This window comes from uncultured Rhodococcus sp. (assembly GCF_963525155.1).
GTDB lineage: Bacteria > Actinomycetota > Actinomycetes > Mycobacteriales > Mycobacteriaceae > Rhodococcus_F > Rhodococcus_F qingshengii.
Genome location: NZ_CAURKP010000060.1, coordinates 1 through 22,671, shown reverse-complemented (window position 1 = coordinate 22,671; position 22,671 = coordinate 1). Strand labels below are relative to the sequence as shown.

Below are 22,671 nucleotides of genomic sequence, written 5' to 3'. Positions count from 1 at the left end.
GATGGGCCCCGATCATTCGGCACCGGCGGCTCGTCCTGTCACGCGGTCCCGAAACTCGCGGAACGCTTGGAAACCACCGGTGAGCGCCCGCGCCAGTTCCTCGGCGCTTTCAACCCAGACGACGTCCTCCAACTCGGAAACGTCGTCGGGCTCGTGATTGCGCTGGGGAACGAGAAACGTCGGGTCACCCTGAGGGTTGACGATCAGGAACCCAGCCGCCGCGCAGAGGTCGTAGACGAACGCGCACTCGGCAGGCGACAGCGTCGCGTGGAAGATTCCACCACTGAGTGGATCGCTCTGCTCGAGCGAGTCGAGATGAAGGTCGGAGAAGGCCCCGTCGATCGTCAATGCCCTGTCGTCACGGTCGACGATCTCGCCTCCGTACGGGCTCTCGACCACGCGCAGCCCGTGCTGATCGAGGAAAGCGGCGACCGCCGCCCGATCAACATCGAGTTGCACGTCCTTCGTCACCCGCATGAAGTGCAGCGAGAAACCCATCGATCCCCCTCGTCCATTCGCGACGCACGTGATGCGCTCGCCAGTACCTCGACAGCCGAGAAGCGTCAAAACTACCTCTCGAGTAGGGTCCGGATCGCCTCGACCACTTCGGCAGGCGCCTCTTCTGCCATGAAGTGACCTGCGGACAGCGTGCGGTGCTCGAGATCGGGCGCCCACGCTTTCCACAGGGCCTCGGCGTCGTAGCCGAGCATCGAGCCCCAGTCCTGCTGAATGACCGTGACCGGCATGTGCAGTTGGTTGCCCGCCTCCCGATCGGACTGATCGTGTTCGATGTCGATGCCTGCCGACGCCCGGTAATCGGCAACGATCGACGGCACCGCCTCCCGTGAGGCGCGCAGGTATTCCGCCCGCACGTCTACCGGAATCGCTTCGCGGTTCTGCGTCCACACGTCGAGAAAGTACTCGAAGAACGCATCGGCGCTGGCGCTGATCATCTGCTCGGGAAGACCAGGTGGCTGAGCCATGAGATAGAGATGGAACGCCACAGCAGCATTCGATCCATGCAGGATGTCCCACATATCCAGGGTGGGGAGCACGTCCAGCGAGCCGAGTTGCGTGATCACATCCGGATGATCCAGCCCCGCTCTGACGGCAACCAGTGCGCCACGATCGTGGCCGACGAGGGCAAACTTCTCGTGTCCCAATTTCCTGGCCACCTCGACGATGTCGGCAGCCATTGTTCGTTTGGAGTAGGTGTCCGGGTTTTCCTCGACCGGTTTGTCGCTGGCTCCGTATCCGCGTAGATCCGGGCAGATGACGGTGTGATCCGACGCCAAGGCAGTGGCTACGTGACGCCACATGAGGTGAGTCTGAGGGAAGCCGTGCAGAAGGACGAGTGGTGTTCCGCTTCCGCCGACCGCGACGTTGAGCCGCACTCCGTCTGCTGTGGAAATCTGCTGGTAGTCGAAGCCTGGAATGGTGATAGTCATCGATCGCTCTCGTTAGTCGGGGTGATGGCAGGTCGGGGTGATGGCAATCAGCTTCGCCGCAGTCGATGAGCGTTCGATGAGCGCGATAGCGTGGGGAAATGCGAGACCACACATTTGAAGCCCCGGCTTTCGGAGTGCTCGGACCCGTGGTCGCGTGGAACGAGTCTTCACACCAGATCGATCTGAAGGGTCCACGACACCGAGCGGTCCTCGCTCGTCTCGTCGTCGCCCGCGGACGTGTTGTTCCCGTGGACGTGATTGTCGACGACCTCTGGGTCGATCCTCCGTCCGGCGCTACCAGCGCAATACGTACGTTCGTTTCCGCATTGAGGCGTGCGCTCGAACCGGATCGCGCGCCGCGAAAGAAGCCGAAAGTCATTGTCACCGAAGGGCCCGGTTACGCCTTTCATGCAGCACCCGACGCGGTCGACGCTTGGGAATTCGAAAGACTGGTGCGAGAAGCCGCAGATTCGACGCCGGCGCAATCACTCGAACTGCTCCGAACCGCGCTGCAGCTGTGGAGAGGGCCGGCCTACGCGGAGTTCGCCGACGAGCCTTGGGCCCGAACGGAGCGATCACGCTTGGAGGAACTGCGTCTGACTGCCGTCGAACGCTTGGCATCCGCGCAGCTCGATCTCGGGCGAGCTGCCGAAGCGATTCCCGATCTGGATGCCCACGTGACGGAACACCCTTGGCGCGAGGAGGGTTGGCGACTACTCGCTCTGGCGCTGTACCGGTCCGATCGTCAAGGCGATGCTCTGGCAGTCCTACGTCGCGCACGGAAGTTACTCGCCGAAGAGTTGGGCATCGACCCTGGTCCACGACTGAACGACCTCGAGTCCGACATTCTCCGCCGGGAAACCCGCCTGGATCCTGTAGGGGCAGAACAGATCTTCAGTCAGGTTTCGGCAGCGTACGACCGGACCGTAGCGGCAGGATCGAAATCGAGATTGGAGTCAACCGTCGGCCTCCTCCGAAGTTTGGCAGTTGCGGGCGGAAGCGGACTCGAGACTGCCCGAAACCAACGACTGACAATCATCGGCGCCGCTGAACAATTGGACGACGTCGAACTCACCGCGCGGATCGTCGGCAATTACGACGTGCCCGGGATCTGGACGCGATCCGACGATCCTCGGCAGGCTACGCAGATCGTCGAGGCCGCTCAGCGCACTCTCGATCGACTTCCGGCCGGCAACGAACCCGCTCGGGCGAGACTGTTGGCGACAATCGCACTCGAATCGCGCGGACTGCCCGGTCATCACGGTCTCGAATGTGCCCGTGCCGCAGTACAGATCGGTCGCGCTCTCGACGATCCAGGGCTCCTGGCCTTCGCTCTGAACGGATTGTTCATGCAGACGTTCTGGACTAACGGTCTGGCCTCCGAGCGCGACGACATCGGCCGTGAACTGGTCGACCTCGCCATTCGACACGGCCTGGCTACCTTCGAGATCCTCGGCCATCTGATCCGCATGCAAGCCCTCAGCGCCCTTGGGCAATTCGATGCAGCCGAGCTACATTCCGAGACGGTTGATCGATTGGCCGGACGTCACGAACGCCCGTTGGCAGCGGTGTTCACCACCTGGTTTCGCGCTATGCGTACTGCCGCTGCCGGCGCGGAGGCCGCGCACTGCGAGAAGCTGTACGAAGCTGCGGCGGTCAATCTTTCCGATGCCGGCATGCCGGGTCTCGCGGACGGCATACTCCCTCTCGCAATTCTCGCCCTCCGCGTATGGCGGGGACTGCCGGCGATTTTCGACCCGACCACGCAGTGGGGCCCCTACGAACCCTGGGCCCGGCCACACCTGCTCATCGCACAGGGGCAGACGAACGAAGCAGCGAAGGCCGTCGAGGCATTGCCGGACCCGCCCGAAGACCTACTCTCCGAGGCACTGTGGTGCTTGACTGCCGCAGCGGCGACTGCAGTCGGCGACCATCGAGTCAAGGAGCGTGCGCGAGCGGCGCTCCTACCTGCCGCCGCCGAAATAGCCGGCGCCGGAAGCGGAATGCTCACCGTGGGACCCGTCTCGCACTACCTGGCCGAATTGGAGCAGGGCTGAACCGTCAGGTGAATGCAATCACCGTCTCACCCCACGCCTCCCGGATCTCGCGGTCGAGATCAGCGACGACGGCATCGCGTTTGTCGATCAACAGTGTCGAGCGTGTGTCGGTGTCGTAAGTGGGCCACCCCGGGTCCGCACCCAGTTCGCGATCGTCCCCGGCGTCGTAATCGCCTGCAGCTCTGGCAAAGTCCAACCACCTCGCCTGCATGCGCTCAGAGACATGACGCGCCGCGCTCAAGCCACCCAACTTGTAGGTGATGTCTCGTGCCCCGTGGTTGATGTTGCCGAAGACGTAGGCAAGTTCGGTGCCGTGGGTCGCACCGATCTTCAGCGCCTTGAGCATCGGCGGCGCGTAGTCGAAGCGATACAACCACGTCGGCGCAACCTTGCTGTGCGCCTCGGCGATCCACAACGTAGGCAGCCGGAATCCGAAATCACGGGTCAAACCGAGACCGGCGCCCAGCTTGGACAGTCCCGAATACGCGCCTTCGATTTGAGAATGATCCGGTAGCTCGAGTCCTGGATGCTCGTCGGCGATCTCCGCGAACATCGACGTGATCACGACGGGATCGATCGGCATCAACGGCGACTTCATCATCCGGAAGAGCGAAGATTCGTCCTTGTTGGTTCCGATGATCAGCGGAATCGGGTGTGCATTGCCGTGACGGAACGCGCGCACCGGGTAGTCAGGGAGCAGATCACCGTCGACGATCGGCGCGAACGCCAAAGTGCCAGGCGTCTCCTGGGGGACGCGAGCAAACAGTTCGTCTGACGGCCCGATCAAGTCTTCGGCAGACGTGGACCGCAACAGACCCAGATCGCTTCCGCCGCTGAAGATCTCGAGAAACAGCTTCGCGACGATCTCACCACGTTCACTACCGTACACCGAAGTGGCGGGCGAACTTTCGGCAATAGCGCGATGAAACAGGCCGCGAGCGGACGGGACGGTCATCAGCGTCGTCACCGCGCCGCCACCTGCCGACTCGCCGAACAACGTCACTTTGTCGGGATCGCCACCGAAAGCCGCGATGTTGCCTTGAACCCATTGCAGCGCTGCAATCATGTCGCGGAGAGCGACATTGGGCTCGAAGGTATGTTCACTCGAATTGAAGGACGAGAAATCGACGAAGCCGAACACACCGATGCGGTAGTTGATCGAGACGACGACAACGTCGCCGTTCTCAGCCAATGTGGTTGCGTCGAAAAGTGGTTGGCTGGACGCTCCGCGGAAATACGCTCCGCCGTGAATCCAGACCATCACCGGTTTACCCGGCGCATCAGAACCGACGGGGCCCGGTGCCCACACGTTGAGGAACAGGCAGTCTTCGTCCATCGGAACGTTCTCACCGAGCGGGATCATCGCGAGTCGACTTTGCGGCTCACACGGCCCGAATTCTGTTGCGTCCTGGACCTCGGTCCATGGCTTCGGCGGAACCGGCGCGCGAAATCGCAGCGGACCGACCGGAGGTGCCGCGTAACGAATCCCCTTCCAACTCGACACCGAGCCTTCCGTCGATCCTCGAACCGGCCCGTACGTTGTCTCGACTACCGGCGCTTCGCTGGGTGTGATCGTCATTCGATTTCTCCTCGAAAACAAGTTGCTACTTCGACAGGGCTTCGACAACGTGCGAGAGTTCCAATGCTGCCAGCATCAGGAACAAAACGGTCATGATTGCTGCATTGTGGCGGATCAGAGTGCTTTTGGTGGCGCTCAGTGCATCGGTCACCTTCGCCGAGGGCACGGCAGCCAATGCTGACAGCACGATCAAAGCGATGGACGCCGCTACCGCGAACAGAACGGAGTACGCGACCACTGATACCCAGCCGAGGTGCCCGCCACCGATGATCGAACCTGCCTTGAGTTCGAGCGGCAGGTTCTTCGCGTTGGGTACGGTCAACAACAGTCCCAGAACCGCAGCTTTGGCCGGTTGCATCGAGTCGATCTGCGCCAGCCACGACGGCATCGCCGGCTCGGCATCGTCTTTCGGACGGCCACGCCAACTCGAGTACGCGAGCGCCAGAAAACCGACAGTGAACACGACGGCGAACACCGTCTGGACGGTATGCGCGCTGCCACTGGACTTCGATTCCACTCCGGTGGTCGAGAGTGCCGTCGCTGCTGTAATCGCTGCCGCGGCCAGCACGATGCTCGCGGTGTACGCGAATGCATTTGCCTTCGCCCGAGTGGACAGCAGGATCGCGATGATCGCAACCAGAGGAATCGGGCTGATGACGACGCCGGTGGCGAGTGGGATGAGCTGCGCAGTAATCGATTCCATTTCTGCGACCGTACAAGCGGCCAATCCGGCCATTGGCGAAACGTTCGGCCTCCACGACATCGCCACTCACGGTGTCACAGAAGCACGGCTGTGAGGACCACCCGGTCTTCCTCTTCGACAAGTTCGAGGGACGTTACCGTACCGGCGAGCGATTCAAGCCCGATCCCTGAGTCCCGTGCCACCGGCATCCGACCCGGCGAACTGATCCGCACTACTACCGCCCGAGCATCGGCGAGTGTCACCTCGAGGAAGACGGGCCCTCCTGCACCGTGTTTCACGGCGTTGGTCAGGCCCTCCGACAGGATCTCCACCACGCTGTCGAGCCGAGCGGAGCCGGAACCGATCACCGCCCAGACTTCGTCGTCGACGTGACTGACGACCGGCATTGCGTAGCGCCACACCGTGACAAGATCATCGATACGCTTTCGGGCATCGGAGTCAGCCGGCTGATCGGATGACGCAGACAGGTCGCTTTCCAAGCCGTCGAGAATGTGGGCAATGGTTGCCGCAACATCGACTGGGCGACCGGCAACGGCGCCCGAAGACCATGCGGCCGCTACGAGTTCGCCCTGCACCGACGAGTGCAACAACCTGGCCAGTCCGCGTCGGGTGTGCATGAGCTCGGCATGGATACGAGCTGCATCGAGCGCTTGCCGGCTCAGGGCGCTGCGGAGTTGACGCTCCTCGTCCTGACGCTGCGTATCCGCAGCCCTGATCAGACAGACGGACAGCGCAACCAACGGGTAGACGGCCATCGACGAGAGATAGAAAGTCGGGGTACGGCCGAACACCGTCAGGAGCAGCCACGTCGCGGTACTGCTGATCAACGCACTCGCGCAGTACACCGCAGAAAGAGTCGCGATCCGTCTCAGAGGGCCGTCTCCGCTGCTGACAACTCGGCGAGCGCACGCATTGCCACCGACGAAGAGCCAGAAACCGACGCCGAGCTGGACCGCCGTGAACGTCACGCCGTAAGTCGTAAGCAGGTAGACGGTCACCAGTGCCGTGTACGCGAACACCGGTACGTACAGTGGCGCCGGTTCAACACTGCGTACGACGCCGATCAGTCGATCTCTCGCCGTCAGCCGCACAGTCGGCGTCGGTGATTCGATCGGGGGAATCTCCCGGAACAGTCGATGACTCATCGGGCGAACCACGTCGTCGGAGATTCGCTTCAAGAGAGCTGCTCCTCGCACGCCCTCGAGTTCCGTTTCAGCAACCGCGTGCATGACCGTCTCGATACTGCGCTCGAGCTCTCGCCGACACTGCGCACGGGTTTGGTCGAGGCGGAATCGATCCCGGGTCTGTTGTAGTTGGACGGCGGCCCCGGCAACCTTCAAACTCCGTTGCAGCGCGAGGCGGTCGCGGAGAGCGCTTACCAGTACGGCGGTCAACGACAAGAAGACAACGCTGCACACGACGTTGAGTGCCACCCGGACGAGCATCGGTCTGGGGTCGACGGGGAGTTCGAGCGCGTGGGTGATCGCGTCGAGGACGAACGGGCGGATCGCGCCGATCATTGCGAACAGGGCCAGGGCTGCGAGCCGCGATCGGTGCGCTGCAAGAACAGCCCTCGCCATCAGCAGCATCACACCGACAACGCAGTGGGTCGCGAAGGCGCCGACTGCCATCACGCCTACTTCGCGCACCCCGGTACACAGGTAGTAGTTGGCCATCACGGTCACCGCGAACGGCAGCGTCAGAATCCAGGACCACTTGGTGACGATGTTCCGATCACCGAGTCGAAGCCACCACTCGCGCGGGTTCACACCGAGTCGGTCACTTCGGGCACACCGAAATGGCGGATGAAGATACTCGCAGCAAGCACTCGCGGATTGGTGGACGAATCGTGCGTCAATCCCAGGCTCTCGAGAGTGCGCGCGATGAGCTTCTCCACACCTCGGATCGAGGACCCACGATGCGCTGCGATTGCGCTGTTCGACCACCCGAGCGAGATGTAACGCAGAAGATCGAGCTGTGATCTGGTGAGGCTCGACAAGGCGGAGTCCGGATCACTCCCGAGCGCCGGTGGCTCGGTTTCCGTCAACGCGGCCTCCACTACGCCGATCAACTGATCCGCCGACTGGACAGCCGCCTTGTCCACGAACAGCGATTTCGGCGGCACACCCGCAGAACCTGGCGCTGTCGATGCGTTGGGGTAGTTCGTCAGGAACACGATCGCGCAATGCGGAGCCTTCACGGTGACGATGTTCGCGAGATCGACGCCGTTCGGCCGCACGCCAAGGTCGATGTCCGTGACCAAGAGGTCAGGATCGAATCCGTCGAACTCCGTGAGCGCTTCGACCGCCGATCCGGCCGTATGGACCACGAACCCGGCGTGTGTGAGCGTGTCACCGACGAGCGCACGCATCAGTGGTTGGTCTTCCACCACCAACACCCGTCGCACCCACTGGCTGGTCTCCATGACCAGAGATTAACCGTTGGGAGAGTGCGTATTCGACCGAGCAGGTGGTGACGGATTCCGAGTAACACGGCAGTTATCAACCATGCGGGTTCCAAGCATTTCGCCCGATATGTCCCAAGCGTCGGAGCGCAGGGTGTTCCGAGTACACACCCCTTCGACCATCAGGACGGGCCATGACCGCACCGATCACCCCGAAGAACACCGCAGTACGACGAGCCACTTTGCTGGCAGTATGCGTGAGCACCGCAATGCTCATGCTCGACATCGCCGTCGTCAACACCGCCCTGCCGTCGATCGCATCCGATCTCGATACCGGAGTCAGCGCCCTGCAATGGGTGATCGACGCGTACACGCTGGCATTGGCGACGGTGGTTCTCAGCGCCGGATCGTGGGCAGACCGACGGGGTCGACGCCATGTTTTCGTCATCGGCATTCTGTGGTTCACCACGGCATCTCTGTTCTGCGCTCTGGCGCCGAACATCTGGGTGCTCGACCTCGCGCGGGCCGCTCAGGGTATCGGCGGTGCCGTACTCTTCGCCTGCTCACTTGCCTTGCTGGCGGACGTGTTCGAGAAGGGTCCCCAGCGCGCGACTGCTCTGGCTGCATACGGCGCCACGATCGGGGGCGCGTTTGCCGTCGGCCCACTGGTGGGCGGGTTGCTCACCGAGTTGTTGGATTGGCGCGCAATCTTTTTGATCAACGTTCCGATCGGGTTGATCACACTGGCGATGACGGTGCGGTGGGTTCCCGAGTCACGCGATCCTCGACCTCGCGGCGCGGACGTGCCCGGGCAGATTCTGGTGTCCACCGGCCTGGCAGCTCTGGTGTTCGGTTTGTTACGCGGTAACGAGGATGGGTGGTTCGAGCCGCAGCCGATGATCGCCGCGGTGATCGCCGCGGCCGCCATGATCGGTTTCTCCCTGCACGAGCTTCGTACCACCGAGCCCATGCTGCCCCCGCATCTGCTCGCCAATCGGGCCTTCGCCGGAGCGCAGATCGCAGCGTTCTCGATCTCCGCCTCCCTGTTCGCGGTGTTCGTCTACACGACCATCTACCTGCAGAACGTGCTGCATCTGTCTCCCGTGGACGCCGGCCTGGTGTATCTACCGGCGACGATAGCGATGTTCGTCGTCGCGGGCGCCACCGCGAAATTGGACGGACGCATCCCCGTCTCGGTCTCGTTGACGTGCTCGCTTCTACTCGTCTCGGTGGGGCTGGTCATGATGACCGTCGTCGACGTGACCAGTTCGCCGTACGCGATACTTCCCGGATTTGTTGTCGCGTGCGTGGGGGCCGGGGTGTTCAACCCCGTCATGAGTGGGTTGATTCTGGGCGAAAGCACTTCGAACCATTCCGGATTGGCCGCAGGGATCAACGACGCGTTCCGGCAGACCGGCATCGCAGTCGGGGTTGCCGTGCTCGGCGCCTTCCTTCCGGCGCAGTCGATGCTGCCCGGCGGATCACCGGACGAGTTTGTCGGTGGACTTCGGTTGGCACTGTTTGTCGCAGCCTTCATCGCAGCTCTCGGTGCGTTGGTCTGTGCGGCGACGCTGCGCACTACCAGCGTCAACCAGACTCTTTCCGAGGAATCCGAGCAGATGTTGACGAGAACTAGTTGACCGTTTTGTCCTGCATGTATGAATTTCGCTCCTTAGAATCGAACCGTCCTGCATCCGCAGGTACGAGGGGAAACGGATGATCTATCGACTGCTCGGGCCGTTGGAGGTCGCACGGGGTCCGGCGACGAGCGACGTGATCGATCTGGGCCCTCGAAAACAACGAACGGTCCTTGCCGTTCTACTGCTCAACCGTGGTCGCGTCGTCTCCACCGACCGGCTGATCGATGCTCTCTGGCACGACGACGCACCGGCGAGTGCGATGGCAAGCATCCAGGCATACATCTCCAACCTGCGCCGAGCACTACGCGTCGAAACCGGTACGGCGTCACCGATAGTGCGTCAATCGCCGGGCTATGTCCTCGAGGTCGCTCCGGCAGACGTCGATCTGTCGGTGTTTCTCGACGACGCCGAAACGGCGCGACAACACGCTGAGAACGAACGGTGGCAGGAGGCTTTGACGACCGCTGACCGTGCCCTCGCCTCGGTCCGGGGGCAGCTTCTGGACGACCTGAACGACGCGCACTGGGTGGAGGTGGAAGCCGCAGCCTTCGAGGAAGTGCGGACCGAGTGCCGGGAGACCCGGATAACGGCGCTTCTGGCTCTCGGGCGCCTGGCACCCGCGCTGGTCGAAGCTGCTCAACTCTGTGGCGAGTACCCGTTCCGCGACCGGACCTGCTGGCTGCGAATGGTTGCCCTGCATCGGGCGGGCAGGTCACCGGAAGCCTTGGAACAGTTTCGATTACACGCGTCTCGGCTCGACGCCGAGCTGGGACTGGAGCCCGGCGGGGAGCTGACAGCATTGCAAGGCTCGATCCTGCGCCACGAACCCGGCCTGGCCGCCTGGCCGCGCACTCCGGGATGGACGGGGGCCGAACAAGTTTCGGTCCCGGCTTCTCCCCCAGCCGTAGCAGCGATGCCCGAGACGGATTCCTCACGCTTGTTCGTCGGGCGCGACGCTCAGACGATTGTCGCCGACAAGATGCTCGACGACGTTCGCCGTGGCTCGCCTCGCTGGTTGATCTTGACCGGCCCCGCCGGCATCGGCAAGACACGATTCGCCGAGGAGTGATCGTCGAGAACAACGTCCATTCGAGGAGCCACCGTCTGGGCACGTTGCCCGGAGGACGACGGAACGCCGCCGTGGTGGCCGATCCGCCGACTGGTTCGGGAACTCGGAGCCGACGCCGATTTCGTACTGACGCCGCCGACGGACATCGATCCGGACGAAGCGAGATTTGCCGTCTACGAACGGGTTCGCACCACCATCGAAGCTGCGGCGAAAGATGCACTGTTGACCGTCGTCATCGACGACATTCAATGGGCCGATCCCACATCCCTTCGTTGCCTGACCTACCTGGTCGGCGCAATGACCAGTGCCAGAGTCTGGTTCGTGTCGACGCTCCGAGACTCGGAAGTCGGGCCGGCAGTGCGCAAGTTCGAAGAAGCCGTACTCCACGGCGAAGGAAACCGAACCATGATTGTGCCGGCGCTCGCGCAGGGCGAGGTTGCAACACTCGCAAGGTGCGTCTCCGGGGACACGCTCGACGACGCGGAGGCGCGAACCCTGGCGGAACGAACCGGCGGCAACCCGCTGTTCGTCTCGGAGTACGCCAGGCTTCCCCGGAACGAGCGACTGGGCGACGGCATCCCCGTCGCCGTTCGATCTGTCCTCGGTCGACGGCTTGCCGCAGTCGAACCGGCAGTGTTGCAAGATCTTCGGGTTGCCGCAGTTATCGGCGACGCCATCGAGGTGTACACGCTGGCCGCAGCCACCCGTCTCGACGTCGACACTCTCGCCGACCATCTCGACGCGGCTGCTGATGAACGAATCATCGTCGCGGACTCGGCAAACGGCGGTTACGTCTTTGCTCACGGCCTTCTCCGAGACGAAGTCCTCGAAGCGATACCCACGCTTCGTCGCCAGCGGATACATGCCCGAGTTGCCGAAGTGCTCGAAAATTCCTCCGATCCGGACCGGCTGAGCCGCCGCGCGCAACATCTGATGTCGGCACTTCCCCTGGTCGATCCACTCGTCGTTCTGGAGGCATGCACGGCTGCAGCGCAGGATGCGACCGATCGGTGGAGTTCGGAGACCGCGGCCGAGTGGTGGGAGGCAGCTGTCCGCGCATTCGACTCACTTCCGGTGTCCCAGCAATCCGCTGACGATCGGGACGACCTGCTGGTGGCCAGAGTCGAGGCCCTCGCCCGCGCAGGTCGAGGGCAGACAGTTCTCGACGTCGTCAATGCCGGTCTCCTCGAGGCTGTTCGGGAGGGGCGGACCTCCGCCGTCGGACGATTGGCAGGCGCATTACTTCGGGCCGCCGGTGCGTGGCCGTGGGTTTCCTACGGTATCGATCCGGGACCACTGCTCGAACGGCTCGCGGCGGTCGAGCCCTTGGTCGAGAACGACAGGTCAGCTCACGCACGGGTTCTTGCTGCGCTGGCGGTGGGAAGTTGCTACCACCCCGAAGCCGAGATCCCGAATCGATGGAGCGCCCGTGCTCTCGACATCGCCCGCGAACTCGACGATCCGGATGTGATCGCGGACGCGCTGCTCGGACGGATTCTGCTTTTCTCCGGAGTCGCGGTGCACAGCGCGGAGTCCATGCGCCTACTGCGCGAGCTTTTCGAACTGCCGCACCAACAATCGCGTGTCGACAGCGTCGTCGCACACGCCGTCGCGAGCATGACGGAGATGAATCTGGCCAATGTCGATGCTGCCGTCAAACACGTCAGGCAGGGGATCATCGGCTGCGAGCTACTGAGACTCCCGGTGGTTCGGGTCCAATTACGCTGGATGGAAGCAACTCTCGCCGAATGGTACGGAGACTTCGCGCAAGCCCGCCGGCAGTACGAGACGGCCAGGCAGATCCATCTGCAAACGGAGTTGTACACGGCTGGCAGCGCAGATCTGGCGTTCAACACTCTGGAATGGGAGCGAGGTGCGTTGGCCGAATCTGATCCCGGTGTCGTGGAACCTGATTCGTGGACCATCGCCATCGACGCCGCCCGAGGCGAGCGCGAGGCCACTTCCGAAGGCATCAAGAAGTGGCTGATCAATCGCGGGCCACAGACGTGGACGACATTGGGACACCAGACGCTACTTGCACGCGTCGTGGCAGATCTGGAACTGGTCGAATACGCCGACGCGTTCATCGACCTACTCTCGCCACACACCGGCTGCATCGCAACGGTGGGCCATGTCGGTGAACTGGGCTCGGTCGCCGAAGCCTCCGCTCGTCTGCACGCGCTTCTCGGTCACGTCGAGCAGGCATCGACTCTCCTGGATCAGGCCGAGAAGATCGCCACTGGCTCCGGTGGAGCACCAACACTGCTGCGCTGTCGACTGCTTCGGGCGCAGCTTCGAGAGCCGTCCGCCGAACGTGAACGGGAGCTGACGGAAGTGGCGGCCGAATCGGAGACACTCGGCATGCGGGGCGTAGCTGAACGAGCGCGATCGACATAGCCCTGAACTGCGAGAATGCGCTTGGATAAAACTTGGATCCGCTCGGGATACATACGTCAAGAACCACCCAAGCCTGTTCGGACATCCTTCCCTTGACCGAAAGACGGATGAGGAAAGGAAGACCATGAACCTTCAAACCCCCACGCTCGACGCCGCGGTCGAATCACTGCGCGCAGAGGTGACCGGCTCCGTTTCCCTGCCTGGTGAAACGGGATACGAGTTGGCGATTCCGTGGAATGCAGCGGTTCCCGTCGCGCCTGGCGCTGTGGTGGCAGTCGAGAGCGCGCAAGACATTGCCGCAACGGTGCGATTCGCGGCGAAGTTGGGTCTGCGCGTCGGTGTTCAGCGCACCGGCCACGGCGCGGTCCCTCTCGGCAGTGACGTTCTCCTCGTCCACACCGGCAGGCTCACGGAGTGCGTCGTCGACCCCGAAAACCGCACTGCCCGAATCGGCGCGGGCTTGATCTGGCAGGACGTCATCGACGCTGCCGCACCCCACGGCTTGGCGCCACTGGCAGGTTCTTCACCCACGGTCGGAGTCGCCGGCTTCCTCACCGGCGCCGGCATCGGCCCGATGGTGCGCACGTACGGGCTGTCGTCGGATCACGTTCGTTCGTTCGACATCGTCACCGGCAGTGGCGAACTCATTCATGTCACCCCCGACGAACATGCCGAATTGTTCTGGGGGCTACGCGGCGGCAAGGCCACACTGGGCATTGTCACAGCCATCGAGATCGACCTACTACCGGTCACCCACTTCTACGGCGGTGCACTCTATTTCGACGGCGCAGATGCAAGTGCGGTCGCGCACGCCTGGCTGGACTGGGGCGCCGACCTGCCTGAGCACAGCTCGACCTCTCTTGCCTTTCTGCAACTTCCACCCCTTCCACAGGTTCCGCCACCGCTGGCCGGCAGGCTCACCGTCGCGGTCAGATTCGCAAGTCTTGCCGAGGAATCCGATGCCAAGTCACTGATCGACCGAATCCGTTCAATCGCAACACCCTTGATCGACGCAGTCGGTGTGCTGCCTTATGCCGCCCTCGGGGCAGTGCACGCCGATCCCGTCGACCCGATGCCGACGCACGAATCCACGGCATTGACCAACGAGCTGTCACACGAGGCCGTCGACGCACTGCTCGCCGCTGCCGGCCCCGGATCCGGTTCACCCCAAACCGTCGTCGAATTACGTCTCCTCGGGGGCGCCCTCGCACGGGAACCTGAGCACCGCAGCGCCTTCTGCCATCGGGACGCTGCCTTCTCGCTGTTCACCGTCGGAGTTCTTGCCCCACCGATGGTCGACGCGGTAGTCCCGCACGCCGAGACTCTCGGACGAACGATGGCGCCATGGACGAACGGGCATGCACTGCCCAACTTCGCGCCGAGCGTCGACCCGGAGAAGATCGCCCGCACCTACGACGAGGACACCGCTCACTGGCTGAGCGCTTTGGCGGACACGCATGATCCGCAGGGAGTCCTGGCCGTCGGTCAGGTCATGCGCCGGATCGCCTGAACTTCGCCAACTCTCGCAACCGGACCAGATCCCAGGCGTGCCGGGGGCGACGGATGCCCGGTCGATCTCGGGGGACTCTGACCCTCAGCGCCTGCGGACTGACCGTGCATCTGACCGGAGTTGGCATCACCAGCGCCTCGCCGTCGACGCCGACCGGAATCTCGTCGGTGTCGGCGTCGACGATCACCTCGAATCCGGTGCCCTGAGCCAGACCGTGTTGATGCGCCCGATGGAGCAACCCGATGGCCTGACGGGCACTGCTGACGGAGATCGCGACGATTCCGAGAGTGCCCCGGTCCAATCGCGGCCGATGACCGAGCCCCGCCAGGTCGTTCATCTCGTACGGGCCGTTGCTGACCAGCACAGCCTGTGGACCCACCGCGGACACGCTCGGGGAGCGCGCGGTCAACACCGCTCCGGCACGTCCGGCGAGGAGATCCGGGAGCATCTGCAAGAAGGTGCTGGTCTTGGCGTCGCGGTACTCCGGACTCTGGACTACCTCGGCGTACGCCCCGAACGATGCGTTGTTGACGAAAGTTCGACCGCCGACATTTCCCAGATCCACCGTGACCTCGACGCCATCGACGAGCGCGTCGAGGCACCGAGACGGATCCTCGAGATCGAGCCCCAGATCCGCGGCGAAGTGGTTGCGCGTTCCCGCGCTGACGACGAGGAAGGGCAGGTCGTGTTCGGCCGCGACAGCAGCAACCAGTGCCTGTGTTCCGTCGCCACCGGCCACACCGAGTAGGTCGGCGCCGTCCGCGACCGCCTGCCTGGCCAAGGCCGTCACGTCGATCTTCTCGGGCCCCTCGAGCAGTGCGACCGTGGCCCCCCGTTCCTCGGCCTTGCGTTTCAAGTCGAACTTCTCGACCTTGCCACCACCGGAGTTCGGGTTCATCACGAAGAACGGCTTGACGGGCGGCGGTGCCGGTCGCTCGACAACCGGCAATTCCTTCTCCTCCCCCGCCAAGGCGGTGCGAGCGCAGATACCGGCTACGACGAACAACCCGATCGCGAGCAGCACCACCCACAGGAGTCGTTCTCGGACCAGGAAGGTGAGCACCACGATCGGGGTCAGTACCACCACCGCCAACGAGATCCAGCGGAGGAATCCGCGGGTGGTCAGAAACCAGTACACGGCTACGACGCACACGACCACCCCACCGATCCCCAGGATCAGCATGGTCAAGGCTTTCAGTCCGGCGAAGATCAGGAGCACCGCGACTGCAAGAACCAGGGCCGCGAAGGCTGCGCGCGCCAACCAACTCTGTTTCGACGAGGGCCGATCCGTGTGGGCAGAGGTCGTCATCGAGCCACCTCCCCGCGATTGTCATTTCGGCCGGTACTTCGACGCTATCCCTTCGAAGCAGGCCAGTCACCTACCGGCAAGAATCTCGCGATCGCGCACTGCTACTTTATGACGACACCTCGTCATAAAAAGGAGTAACCGTGACAACACCGACGTCCGAAGCGTGGGAATCCGCCGAAGGAACCCTGACCGGCATTCGGAAAGCCGGACTCCACGGACTGCGTTGGACGGCCTGGTTGGCCGGCGCGACAGGTCTCGCACAGTTGGTGTCGATCGGGCTGAACTTCACCGACACTGTCAGCGGAATCGTTCCGGCCACGTACCCGCCTGTAGATGTGGCGTGCAGCGTCGTCGCGCTCGTTCTTCTGGTCGGCCTGCTTGTCGGCCGCCCCAACGGTCCCGCGATGTTGTCGAGTCTCGCCCTCCTCATGGCCATGCTGATGGCGCCCACCCTTCACAAACATGCACCCGAGTCGCTCTGGCTGGCGGCGGCACACGCCGTCTCGGTCGTCGCCGTCATCACGCTGTCCGTGATGACTTCGCGGTTCTCCAGTGCCGAGTTGGATCGGTCGTGACACCGGATTCCCCCCTCTCGCTTGCAGCTGAGGAATGGATCACTGATCTCACTACCGCGGAGATGGAGCGATTGCGCAAACGCACGACGCTCACACTCGCCGAAGAACAAGAGGTCTGCCGATCCGTACGCTCGATCGCGCAGCAGATGATGCTCGCACCCGTCTCGATGTGGCAAGGTGATCCGCGCCTTGTTGCGGACCTGTTCGACCTCCCCGTGACCGTCAATCAGACCCAGGAGGATCGACCATGCCGAAGTTGACCGGTGGTGCGACGACCGCAGAGCACAAAATCGCCACCCGAGAAGCCATGTTGGACGCATTCATTCGCGAACTTCACGAGCAGGGTTGGCAAAACGTGAAGCTGCAGACCGTGGCCCAGGCGGCCGGCGTCTCGCGGACAGCGGTGTACAACTACTTCCCCGACAAATCCGCGTTGCTGCTCGCCTGGTCCACACGCGAGATGGACAGATTCCTACTCCTGGCCGAGCGTGAACTCGCGGACCGCGAGAATCCTGTGGACCGACTCGAAATCCTCGTCAAACTGACACTCGTCGAGTTCTCACTGCAACGATTCACAGGAATCGCGTTGGTCGAATTGTTGTCAGCGCAGGATCGCGAAAGCTTCCTCGAACATATTGTCCCGCTGTCGGTTCTGGTCGAACAGCTCGTCCAGGAAGGTGTCGACGCCGGTGTCTTTGTCGATTCCGATGCTGCCGCATCCGCGCAACTCATCCTCGCCTGCGTGGAAAGCCGACGCCCGATGCTCATGGCCGGCGACCGAGTGGACGCCGTCGTAGCGACCACCGTCCCGTTCATCATGCGCGCGTTGGGCGTTGCGTGGCCGACTTCCCTCGCGGCCGAACCCTCCGATCGCTCTGCTCACGATCGGTAGGATCGCAGATATGCATTTCGACCTCCCGCCCATCGATCAGCAGGCCGAGCGATTGATCGAACTCGGTGTTCACGAGATGGCCGGACTTTCTGCCGGCGATGTCAGGGAGGCCGCAACCGGGCACGGTGATGTCGGACTACTCACCGTGCACGAAAAACTGGCTCCGGCTTCAGTTCTGACTCCGCTGCTCGAGCTCGAGAACAAGCGCGGATTCATAGTCGTCGACATGGCGGACGTCGATTTGTTCGCCCCCACCGAGCAGGCAACGCTGCCCGAAAGCTCATTACATCTGCTCAGTGGAGTCGACCGCGGGGATCACCTGGCCAACTGGAGCCCGGACGAAGCATTGCCCGCAATCGTCGACGCAGACCGTACGCCGCTGACGCTTACCGAAGGCATCCACTGGCTGTTGCAGCGCCCCGACATTCTCGAACGCGGAAAGTGTTTCATGACCATCGGCTCCCGACTGCGCAAACCTGACGGATCCTTCGACACCAGAACTCCCGCCGTGTGGATCAGCAACGGAACCGGTCGCGACGGCAAAGACAACCGCAACGCCCCGAAAGTCGGGTGGTGCTGGTGGGGTAACCGCCACACGTGGTTGGGGTTCGCATCGGCGAGCGACCGGGTACCGCTCCCGAACTAGAGCACGGTGGCGCGGTCGAATCGGTACCGATCCTTCCACGGCATCTCGGCCTCGAGCATTGCAGCGGCAGAGAGTAATTCCGCGTCGCAACCCCATTTCGCCGAGATCATCACGCCGAGTGGAACGCCGTCTTCCGTCCAACCGAGTGGCAGACTGATCGACGGGAAACCGGTTGCATTGGCGACGACGGTGTTTCCTGTGAAAGCGACCATGTCGATCAGTTCGGTCGCGGGGTCTTCGTCGTTGCGCAACTCCCCGATCGCAAGCGGCGGCTTCGTCACAGTCGGAGTGACAACAAGGTCGGCGTCGGCGTAGTCGAGACTCCATCGCCGCGCCCAGGCCTGAACAATACCGATTGCCGCAGCCAGCTCACCCGAAGACACCTCGTTTGCTTGAACTCGCAAGTGCTGCACTATCGGACGCAGAAGGTGTTCGTACTCCTCCGGGATCGGCTTGGTTCCCGCCAAAGACGAGAACATCTTGACGAAAGCATCGATGAAAATGTCATCGCGAGCCTGCGGTCGCTCGAACACGTTGTGGCCCAGCCCCTCCAGCACAGACCCAACCTTCGATACAGCAGCCGAGAGCTGCGCATCCACGGCTCCGCCGGAGACCGATCCGTGAGCAAGAGCGACGGTCAAGGGGCGAGCCCGAACTCCCCCAGCCTGTACGACGAACTCTTCGAACGACTTCGGCCGAGGCGGGTGGATAGTTCCGGCGCCGGGTCGCGTCGCCAGAACGTCCAGCAGCGCAGCGGTATCGCGAACTGTCCGGGCGATCGGCCCCTTGCTCGCAAATCCGAAGTTGTCATGCCCCGCCACGCCCATCGTGATCAAACCGCGGCTCGGCTTGAGGCCGACGACTCCGCACGTACTTGCCGGCGAACGCAACGAACCGGCGGTGTCACTTCCCTGTGCAAACGGCACCAGACCAGCGCCGACGGCGGCAGCAGCGCCGCCACTGCTGCCGGCGGCACTCCGCGTGCGATCGAACGGACTGCGAGCAGGCGGAGCGACTTCCGGCTCGGTGTAACAGGCTGCCCCGAACTCGGGCACCGTCGTCTTACCGATGTCGATCAACCCACCTTCTCGGATCGCCTCGACGATCTCGTCGTCGGCGTCCGGCACGAAGTCGCGAAAGAGCGCCGATCCGAAGGTCGTGCGAATGCCGCGCGTTGCATCGAGGTCTTTGATTGCCGTCGGAACGCCGAACAGCCGCGGAAGGGGCCCGGCGTCCCGCTCGTCCAACCTGCGCTGCGCTTGTTCGGCGAGGGCGACTGCGTGCTCCCCTGCGATCGTCGTGAAGGCGCCGACGTCATCGGAAGTGGTCGCACGGTCGACGAAGTACCTGGTGACTTCGGGAATCGAGACCTGTTTGGCGGCGATCACACCGGCAAGTTCGACGGCGGACAGTTGATGGAGATCGGTCATCGGGCAGCGCTCCTTGGAGGTCGATGGACACTTGTAATTTCGATACGCGTATCGCTATTGTTGTCAGCATGGTATCCGAATCCACCAGCTCTGCAAGGGCTGGTCGACCAAAAGCATTGAGTCACAGACAGATTCTTGATGCCGCGGCAGAGATCGCCGATACGGACGGCCTGGATGCGGTGTCATTTCGAGTGCTCGCCGAACGACTCGGCATATCGCCGATGTCCGTCCACCGCACAACCGGCGGCATCGACGCCTTGAGGCGAGATCTGATCTCGACTCTCGTAGGCGAAGCCGTCTCGTCGATCGACTGGCCGACCGACTGGCGCGGGGTTGCCCGCACGTTCGCCTACGGCCTCCACGACCTCCTGATGCGCCATCCCCTGGTCCTGGAAGCCCATCGGCAGGCATCACTGGAAGCACCCGGGGCCGACGATACCGCCCACCGAGTCGTGAGCGCCCTTTCCTTGGCAGGCCTCGAGGACGAGCAGGCCACGTACGCATACGGCGCGCTGCATGATTTCGTCACCGGACACGTCGCAATTCAATTGGGACGCGGCGCTTTCGACAGCGCACCTGCCGATCGACGCGAGGCATCGGTGTTCGCACTTCATCACGACCCCACCCGAAGGTTCGAGTTCGGAGTCGCCCTCATCCTGGACGGTGTGGCGTCGAACGCGCAGCAAGGAACCACATCATGACGAGCAGCGTGACCACAACCGAAATTCGCGACGCGTCGGGGCGTCGTATCGCATTCTGCGAGTACGGCGATCCGACTGGCCACCCGGTAGTCGTGGCCCACGGATCACCTGGCAGCCGATACGAAGGGCTCTCACTCCACAACGCGTCTTCGACGGCAGGCATCCGGCTGATAGTCCCCGATCGACCCGGCTTCGGACGCACGGATCCGTACACGGACAAGGGATTTCATTCCTGGGACGACGACTACGTCACCCTGGTCGATCACCTCGAGTTGGACTCGGCCACACTGATGGGTTTCTCCGGAGGCGGCGGTTACGCGCTCGCAGTCGCTGCAGCCGTTCCCGAACGAGTCTCGAAACTGGTGCTGGCGTGCGCCATGATCCCCGGGGCACCGCGAGATACTTTGCGACGCAGAATAAAACTGGTATCTGCGTTGTACTTTGCCGCCACCTGGGCTCCCCGTGTGGCCGGCGCAATGCTCGCAGGAACCGGAGTGTTCTCCAAGCTACGCAGCGACTCAGTCTCGATCTGGCCGGCCGCCGATCAGGCCGTCATGACCAACGAGATACATCGCCCCGCCCTCCAGTTGGATTCATCCGAAGGGATCGCACAGGGCGGATCGGCAGGGGTTGTCGACTTGGCTCGGTATCGCCACGAGGTGCCTGGACTCTTCCAATCGATCTCGGTACCAACGGTTTTCCTACACGGAACCGACGACGGAAACGTACCCATCGAAGTGGCCCGCTGGGCACACTCGTTGATTCCCGACTCTCGCTTCGAAGAGATCAACGGAGGCGGCCATCTGTTCGTCGTCGCCGACCCCACTCCACTCCTTCGCGCCCTCGCCTAATTCCCCTTGACTCGAACGCATGTTCGAGTATTCTTGGGGAGGGGATCGGGGGATTCAATGAGCGTCTTGTTGTCGGATGTGGTGTCTGGTTCTGCGGTGGGGTTACGCGGACGGTTGTGGCAGTTGACTGCTGCCGAGTTGCGCGCTGCTGCTGTCGAAGCGAGTGCGGAGATTCTGCGCCTGGAAGCCGTTCGAGTGGCCGTGGTCGACGAACTCTCGTTGCGTTCCGATGATCAGGTGATCGCCAGCCGCGGTGTCGGTTCGTGGTTGGCGGCTAACACGATGCTGCAGGTTCGGGACGGGAAGAAGATCGCCGCCCTGGGTGCAGCTTTGCGGCCGTTTCCGGCGGTCTCGGCTCGGTTCGATGGCGGGGACTGCTCCTTCGAGCATGCCGTGTTGATCGTGGCGTTCTGCGAGTCACCACCGAAAGGCATGCCGGAGGAGGCACTCCCTCGCTGTATCGATTTGTTGTTGGCTGCGGCATCGGGGGTGGAGGCGACGACCACGAAGGTGCGGAACGTGATCGCGACGTTGGAGAGGTTGTTCGAATCGGATGAGATCCCGCCCGCCGAGGATGTCGATCTCAATGAGTTGCGGATCGCGTCAACATTGAATGGTCGGGTGGTGGTGCGTGGGGATTTCGATGCCCTCACCGGGGAAATGTTGTTGTCTGCGTTGTCGAATCTGACGATGCCCACCCCAGCACCCGATGGAACCCCGGATTCTCGGTCCGCAGCGAAGCGGACCGCGGACGGGTTCACCGAACTGATCCGCCGTTATCTCGATTGCGCCAAAACCGGTTTCGATGGTGGGCAACGCCCGCACGTGAACGTGCACATCAACGCACGGGATCTGGCCGAGCACCGAGACTGCGCCGCCTCTTCTGATGGTGAAGAGTCTGCGTCGGATCTTGATGTCGGGCACATGCCCTGGCTCGGACCACTGTCCGTATCGCAGACCAGGCTTCTCGGGTGTGATTGTTTCCTCTCCACCGTGCTGCTCGACGATCACGGCGCGCCGCTCGATGCGAAACCAGGGAAGAGGTTGGTCACCGCCGAACAACGGACTGCGTTGATTGCCCGAGACAGAGGCTGTGCGTTCCCGGGTTGCACATGTGTACCGGCCTGGACTGATGCGCACCACATCCGGCACTGGGCGAACGGCGGCCCGACGGTGATGAACAACCTGGTCCTGCTGTGCCGTTCACATCACCGGCTGATGCACCGCAAATCCGGGTTCGTCGGGAAATGGGAGATTCGGATCGGTGTCGACAACAAACCGTGGTTCATCCCGCCACCCTCGATCGACCCCGGGCAGCTCCCGCGACCGGCGAACACCACCTTCAAAACCTGAGAGGTCAAACCTCTTTGGCGACAACAGAACACGGACCGAGCACCGCATCGAAGGAGACCCCGATGCGGTGCCAACCGGCCGTGACGCTTGATGAAGCTGTGCCCACG

General features: G+C 63.0%; 20 protein-coding genes. 12 read left to right on the top strand and 8 right to left on the bottom strand.

Annotation, left to right across the window (positions count from 1 at the left end):
* Positions 1 to 12 precede the first annotated feature (12 nt).
* On the bottom strand, positions 13 to 498 hold the full coding sequence (locus RWT78_RS14460; protein ID WP_003943095.1) for a hypothetical protein: 486 nt from the start codon (positions 496 to 498) through the stop codon (positions 13 to 15).
* Positions 499 to 569: 71 nt separating this feature from the next.
* On the bottom strand, positions 570 to 1,448 hold the full coding sequence (locus RWT78_RS14455; protein ID WP_003942926.1) for an alpha/beta fold hydrolase: 879 nt from the start codon (positions 1,446 to 1,448) through the stop codon (positions 570 to 572).
* Between the two features lie 98 nt (positions 1,449 to 1,546).
* On the opposite strand from RWT78_RS14455, the gene RWT78_RS14450 reads away from it, so the two are divergent.
* Positions 1,547 to 3,505: a BTAD domain-containing putative transcriptional regulator gene (locus RWT78_RS14450; RefSeq protein ID WP_314676391.1), complete on the top strand. Its 1,959-nt coding sequence runs from the start codon at positions 1,547 to 1,549 to the stop codon at positions 3,503 to 3,505.
* 4 nt (positions 3,506 to 3,509) lie between these two features.
* Here the strand turns inward: RWT78_RS14450 and RWT78_RS14445 are convergent, their stop codons facing one another.
* From RWT78_RS14445 to RWT78_RS14430, 4 genes are all read right to left on the bottom strand, one after another.
* A complete protein-coding gene (locus tag RWT78_RS14445) occupies positions 3,510 to 5,084 on the bottom strand; it encodes a carboxylesterase/lipase family protein (RefSeq protein ID WP_030536200.1) in 1,575 nt (524 codons plus the stop codon).
* Between the two features lie 25 nt (positions 5,085 to 5,109).
* Positions 5,110 to 5,787 carry a GAP family protein gene (locus RWT78_RS14440; protein ID WP_003942973.1) on the bottom strand — a complete coding sequence of 226 codons (678 nt, stop codon included), beginning with the start codon at positions 5,785 to 5,787 and terminating at the stop codon, positions 5,110 to 5,112.
* 74 nt (positions 5,788 to 5,861) lie between these two features.
* Positions 5,862 to 7,556, bottom strand: a complete 1,695-nt coding sequence (locus tag RWT78_RS14435; protein WP_314676388.1) for a two-component system, sensor protein — start codon at positions 7,554 to 7,556, stop codon at positions 5,862 to 5,864.
* The gene (locus RWT78_RS14430; RefSeq protein WP_058038412.1) at positions 7,553 to 8,212 is read right to left on the bottom strand and encodes a response regulator; all 660 of its coding nucleotides are present in this window, start codon (positions 8,210 to 8,212) and stop codon (positions 7,553 to 7,555) included. Before RWT78_RS14430 ends, RWT78_RS14435 begins: the two co-directional genes overlap by 4 nt.
* Before the next feature lie 173 nt (positions 8,213 to 8,385).
* On the opposite strand from RWT78_RS14430, the gene RWT78_RS14425 reads away from it, so the two are divergent.
* From RWT78_RS14425 to RWT78_RS14415, 4 genes are all read left to right on the top strand, one after another.
* Positions 8,386 to 9,831, top strand: a complete 1,446-nt coding sequence (locus RWT78_RS14425) for an MFS transporter (protein WP_314676386.1) — start codon at positions 8,386 to 8,388, stop codon at positions 9,829 to 9,831.
* Between the two features lie 76 nt (positions 9,832 to 9,907).
* The gene (locus tag RWT78_RS29225) at positions 9,908 to 10,900 is read left to right on the top strand and encodes a BTAD domain-containing putative transcriptional regulator (protein WP_399551937.1); all 993 of its coding nucleotides are present in this window, start codon (positions 9,908 to 9,910) and stop codon (positions 10,898 to 10,900) included.
* Between the two features lie 222 nt (positions 10,901 to 11,122).
* Positions 11,123 to 13,297 (top strand): ATP-binding protein, encoded by a 2,175-nt coding sequence (locus RWT78_RS29220; protein WP_399551934.1) that lies wholly within the window; start codon positions 11,123 to 11,125, stop codon positions 13,295 to 13,297.
* Positions 13,298 to 13,421: 124 nt separating this feature from the next.
* Positions 13,422 to 14,807, top strand: coding sequence for an FAD-binding oxidoreductase (locus RWT78_RS14415; RefSeq protein WP_003942987.1), 1,386 nt, complete (start codon positions 13,422 to 13,424; stop codon positions 14,805 to 14,807).
* On the opposite strand, the gene RWT78_RS14410 is transcribed toward RWT78_RS14415, so the two are convergent.
* Positions 14,788 to 16,116, bottom strand: coding sequence for a diacylglycerol kinase family protein (locus tag RWT78_RS14410; RefSeq protein WP_003943249.1), 1,329 nt, complete (start codon positions 16,114 to 16,116; stop codon positions 14,788 to 14,790). The genes RWT78_RS14415 and RWT78_RS14410 overlap by 20 nt on opposite strands.
* A gap of 140 nt (positions 16,117 to 16,256) precedes the next feature.
* On the opposite strand from RWT78_RS14410, the gene RWT78_RS14405 reads away from it, so the two are divergent.
* From RWT78_RS14405 to RWT78_RS14390, 4 genes are read left to right on the top strand one after another with little or no spacing between them, the layout of a single operon-like run.
* On the top strand, positions 16,257 to 16,691 hold the full coding sequence (locus tag RWT78_RS14405) for a hypothetical protein (protein ID WP_054188289.1): 435 nt from the start codon (positions 16,257 to 16,259) through the stop codon (positions 16,689 to 16,691).
* A complete protein-coding gene (locus tag RWT78_RS14400; RefSeq protein ID WP_007730221.1) occupies positions 16,688 to 16,951 on the top strand; it encodes a hypothetical protein in 264 nt (87 codons plus the stop codon). The genes RWT78_RS14405 and RWT78_RS14400 overlap by 4 nt, the downstream gene beginning before the upstream one ends.
* The gene (locus tag RWT78_RS14395) at positions 16,939 to 17,583 is read left to right on the top strand and encodes a TetR/AcrR family transcriptional regulator (protein WP_054188290.1); all 645 of its coding nucleotides are present in this window, start codon (positions 16,939 to 16,941) and stop codon (positions 17,581 to 17,583) included. The genes RWT78_RS14400 and RWT78_RS14395 overlap by 13 nt, the downstream gene beginning before the upstream one ends.
* A 10-nt stretch (positions 17,584 to 17,593) precedes the next feature.
* Positions 17,594 to 18,229, top strand: coding sequence for a DUF5701 family protein (locus RWT78_RS14390; protein WP_003942937.1), 636 nt, complete (start codon positions 17,594 to 17,596; stop codon positions 18,227 to 18,229).
* Here the strand turns inward: RWT78_RS14390 and RWT78_RS14385 are convergent.
* Positions 18,226 to 19,659, bottom strand: coding sequence for an amidase (locus tag RWT78_RS14385; protein ID WP_003942928.1), 1,434 nt, complete (start codon positions 19,657 to 19,659; stop codon positions 18,226 to 18,228). The genes RWT78_RS14390 and RWT78_RS14385 overlap by 4 nt on opposite strands.
* Before the next feature lie 68 nt (positions 19,660 to 19,727).
* On the opposite strand from RWT78_RS14385, the gene RWT78_RS14380 reads away from it, so the two are divergent.
* The 3 genes from RWT78_RS14380 to RWT78_RS14370 are packed head-to-tail and all read left to right on the top strand — an operon-like array spanning position 19,728 to position 22,564.
* On the top strand, positions 19,728 to 20,360 hold the full coding sequence (locus RWT78_RS14380) for a TetR/AcrR family transcriptional regulator C-terminal domain-containing protein (protein ID WP_314676381.1): 633 nt from the start codon (positions 19,728 to 19,730) through the stop codon (positions 20,358 to 20,360).
* On the top strand, positions 20,357 to 21,211 hold the full coding sequence (locus tag RWT78_RS14375) for an alpha/beta hydrolase (protein ID WP_314676380.1): 855 nt from the start codon (positions 20,357 to 20,359) through the stop codon (positions 21,209 to 21,211). The genes RWT78_RS14380 and RWT78_RS14375 overlap by 4 nt, the downstream gene beginning before the upstream one ends.
* A 57-nt stretch (positions 21,212 to 21,268) precedes the next feature.
* Positions 21,269 to 22,564, top strand: coding sequence for a DUF222 domain-containing protein (locus RWT78_RS14370; RefSeq protein ID WP_314676378.1), 1,296 nt, complete (start codon positions 21,269 to 21,271; stop codon positions 22,562 to 22,564).
* The last annotated feature ends 107 nt before the right edge of the window (positions 22,565 to 22,671 follow it).

Bases quoted from the DNA above. Each gene is read 5' to 3' on its own strand.
- RWT78_RS14425 (WP_314676386.1), top strand. From the start codon at position 8,386: ATGACCGCACCGATCACCCCGAAGAACACCGCAGTACGACGAGCCACT.
- RWT78_RS14415 (WP_003942987.1), top strand. From the start codon at position 13,422: ATGAACCTTCAAACCCCCACGCTCGACGCCGCGGTCGAATCACTGCGC.
- RWT78_RS14370 (WP_314676378.1), top strand. From the start codon at position 21,269: ATGAGCGTCTTGTTGTCGGATGTGGTGTCTGGTTCTGCGGTGGGGTTA.
- RWT78_RS14390 (WP_003942937.1), top strand. From the start codon at position 17,594: ATGCATTTCGACCTCCCGCCCATCGATCAGCAGGCCGAGCGATTGATC.
- RWT78_RS14450 (WP_314676391.1), top strand. From the start codon at position 1,547: ATGCGAGACCACACATTTGAAGCCCCGGCTTTCGGAGTGCTCGGACCC.
- RWT78_RS14380 (WP_314676381.1), top strand. From the start codon at position 19,728: ATGGTATCCGAATCCACCAGCTCTGCAAGGGCTGGTCGACCAAAAGCA.
- RWT78_RS14440 (WP_003942973.1), bottom strand. From the start codon at position 5,787: ATGGAATCGATTACTGCGCAGCTCATCCCACTCGCCACCGGCGTCGTC.
- RWT78_RS14460 (WP_003943095.1), bottom strand. From the start codon at position 498: ATGGGTTTCTCGCTGCACTTCATGCGGGTGACGAAGGACGTGCAACTC.
- RWT78_RS29225 (WP_399551937.1), top strand. From the start codon at position 9,908: ATGATCTATCGACTGCTCGGGCCGTTGGAGGTCGCACGGGGTCCGGCG.
- RWT78_RS14395 (WP_054188290.1), top strand. From the start codon at position 16,939: ATGCCGAAGTTGACCGGTGGTGCGACGACCGCAGAGCACAAAATCGCC.
- RWT78_RS14375 (WP_314676380.1), top strand. From the start codon at position 20,357: ATGACGAGCAGCGTGACCACAACCGAAATTCGCGACGCGTCGGGGCGT.
- RWT78_RS14430 (WP_058038412.1), bottom strand. From the start codon at position 8,212: ATGGAGACCAGCCAGTGGGTGCGACGGGTGTTGGTGGTGGAAGACCAA.
- RWT78_RS14410 (WP_003943249.1), bottom strand. From the start codon at position 16,116: ATGACGACCTCTGCCCACACGGATCGGCCCTCGTCGAAACAGAGTTGG.
- RWT78_RS14455 (WP_003942926.1), bottom strand. From the start codon at position 1,448: ATGACTATCACCATTCCAGGCTTCGACTACCAGCAGATTTCCACAGCA.
- RWT78_RS14445 (WP_030536200.1), bottom strand. From the start codon at position 5,084: ATGACGATCACACCCAGCGAAGCGCCGGTAGTCGAGACAACGTACGGG.
- RWT78_RS14385 (WP_003942928.1), bottom strand. From the start codon at position 19,659: ATGACCGATCTCCATCAACTGTCCGCCGTCGAACTTGCCGGTGTGATC.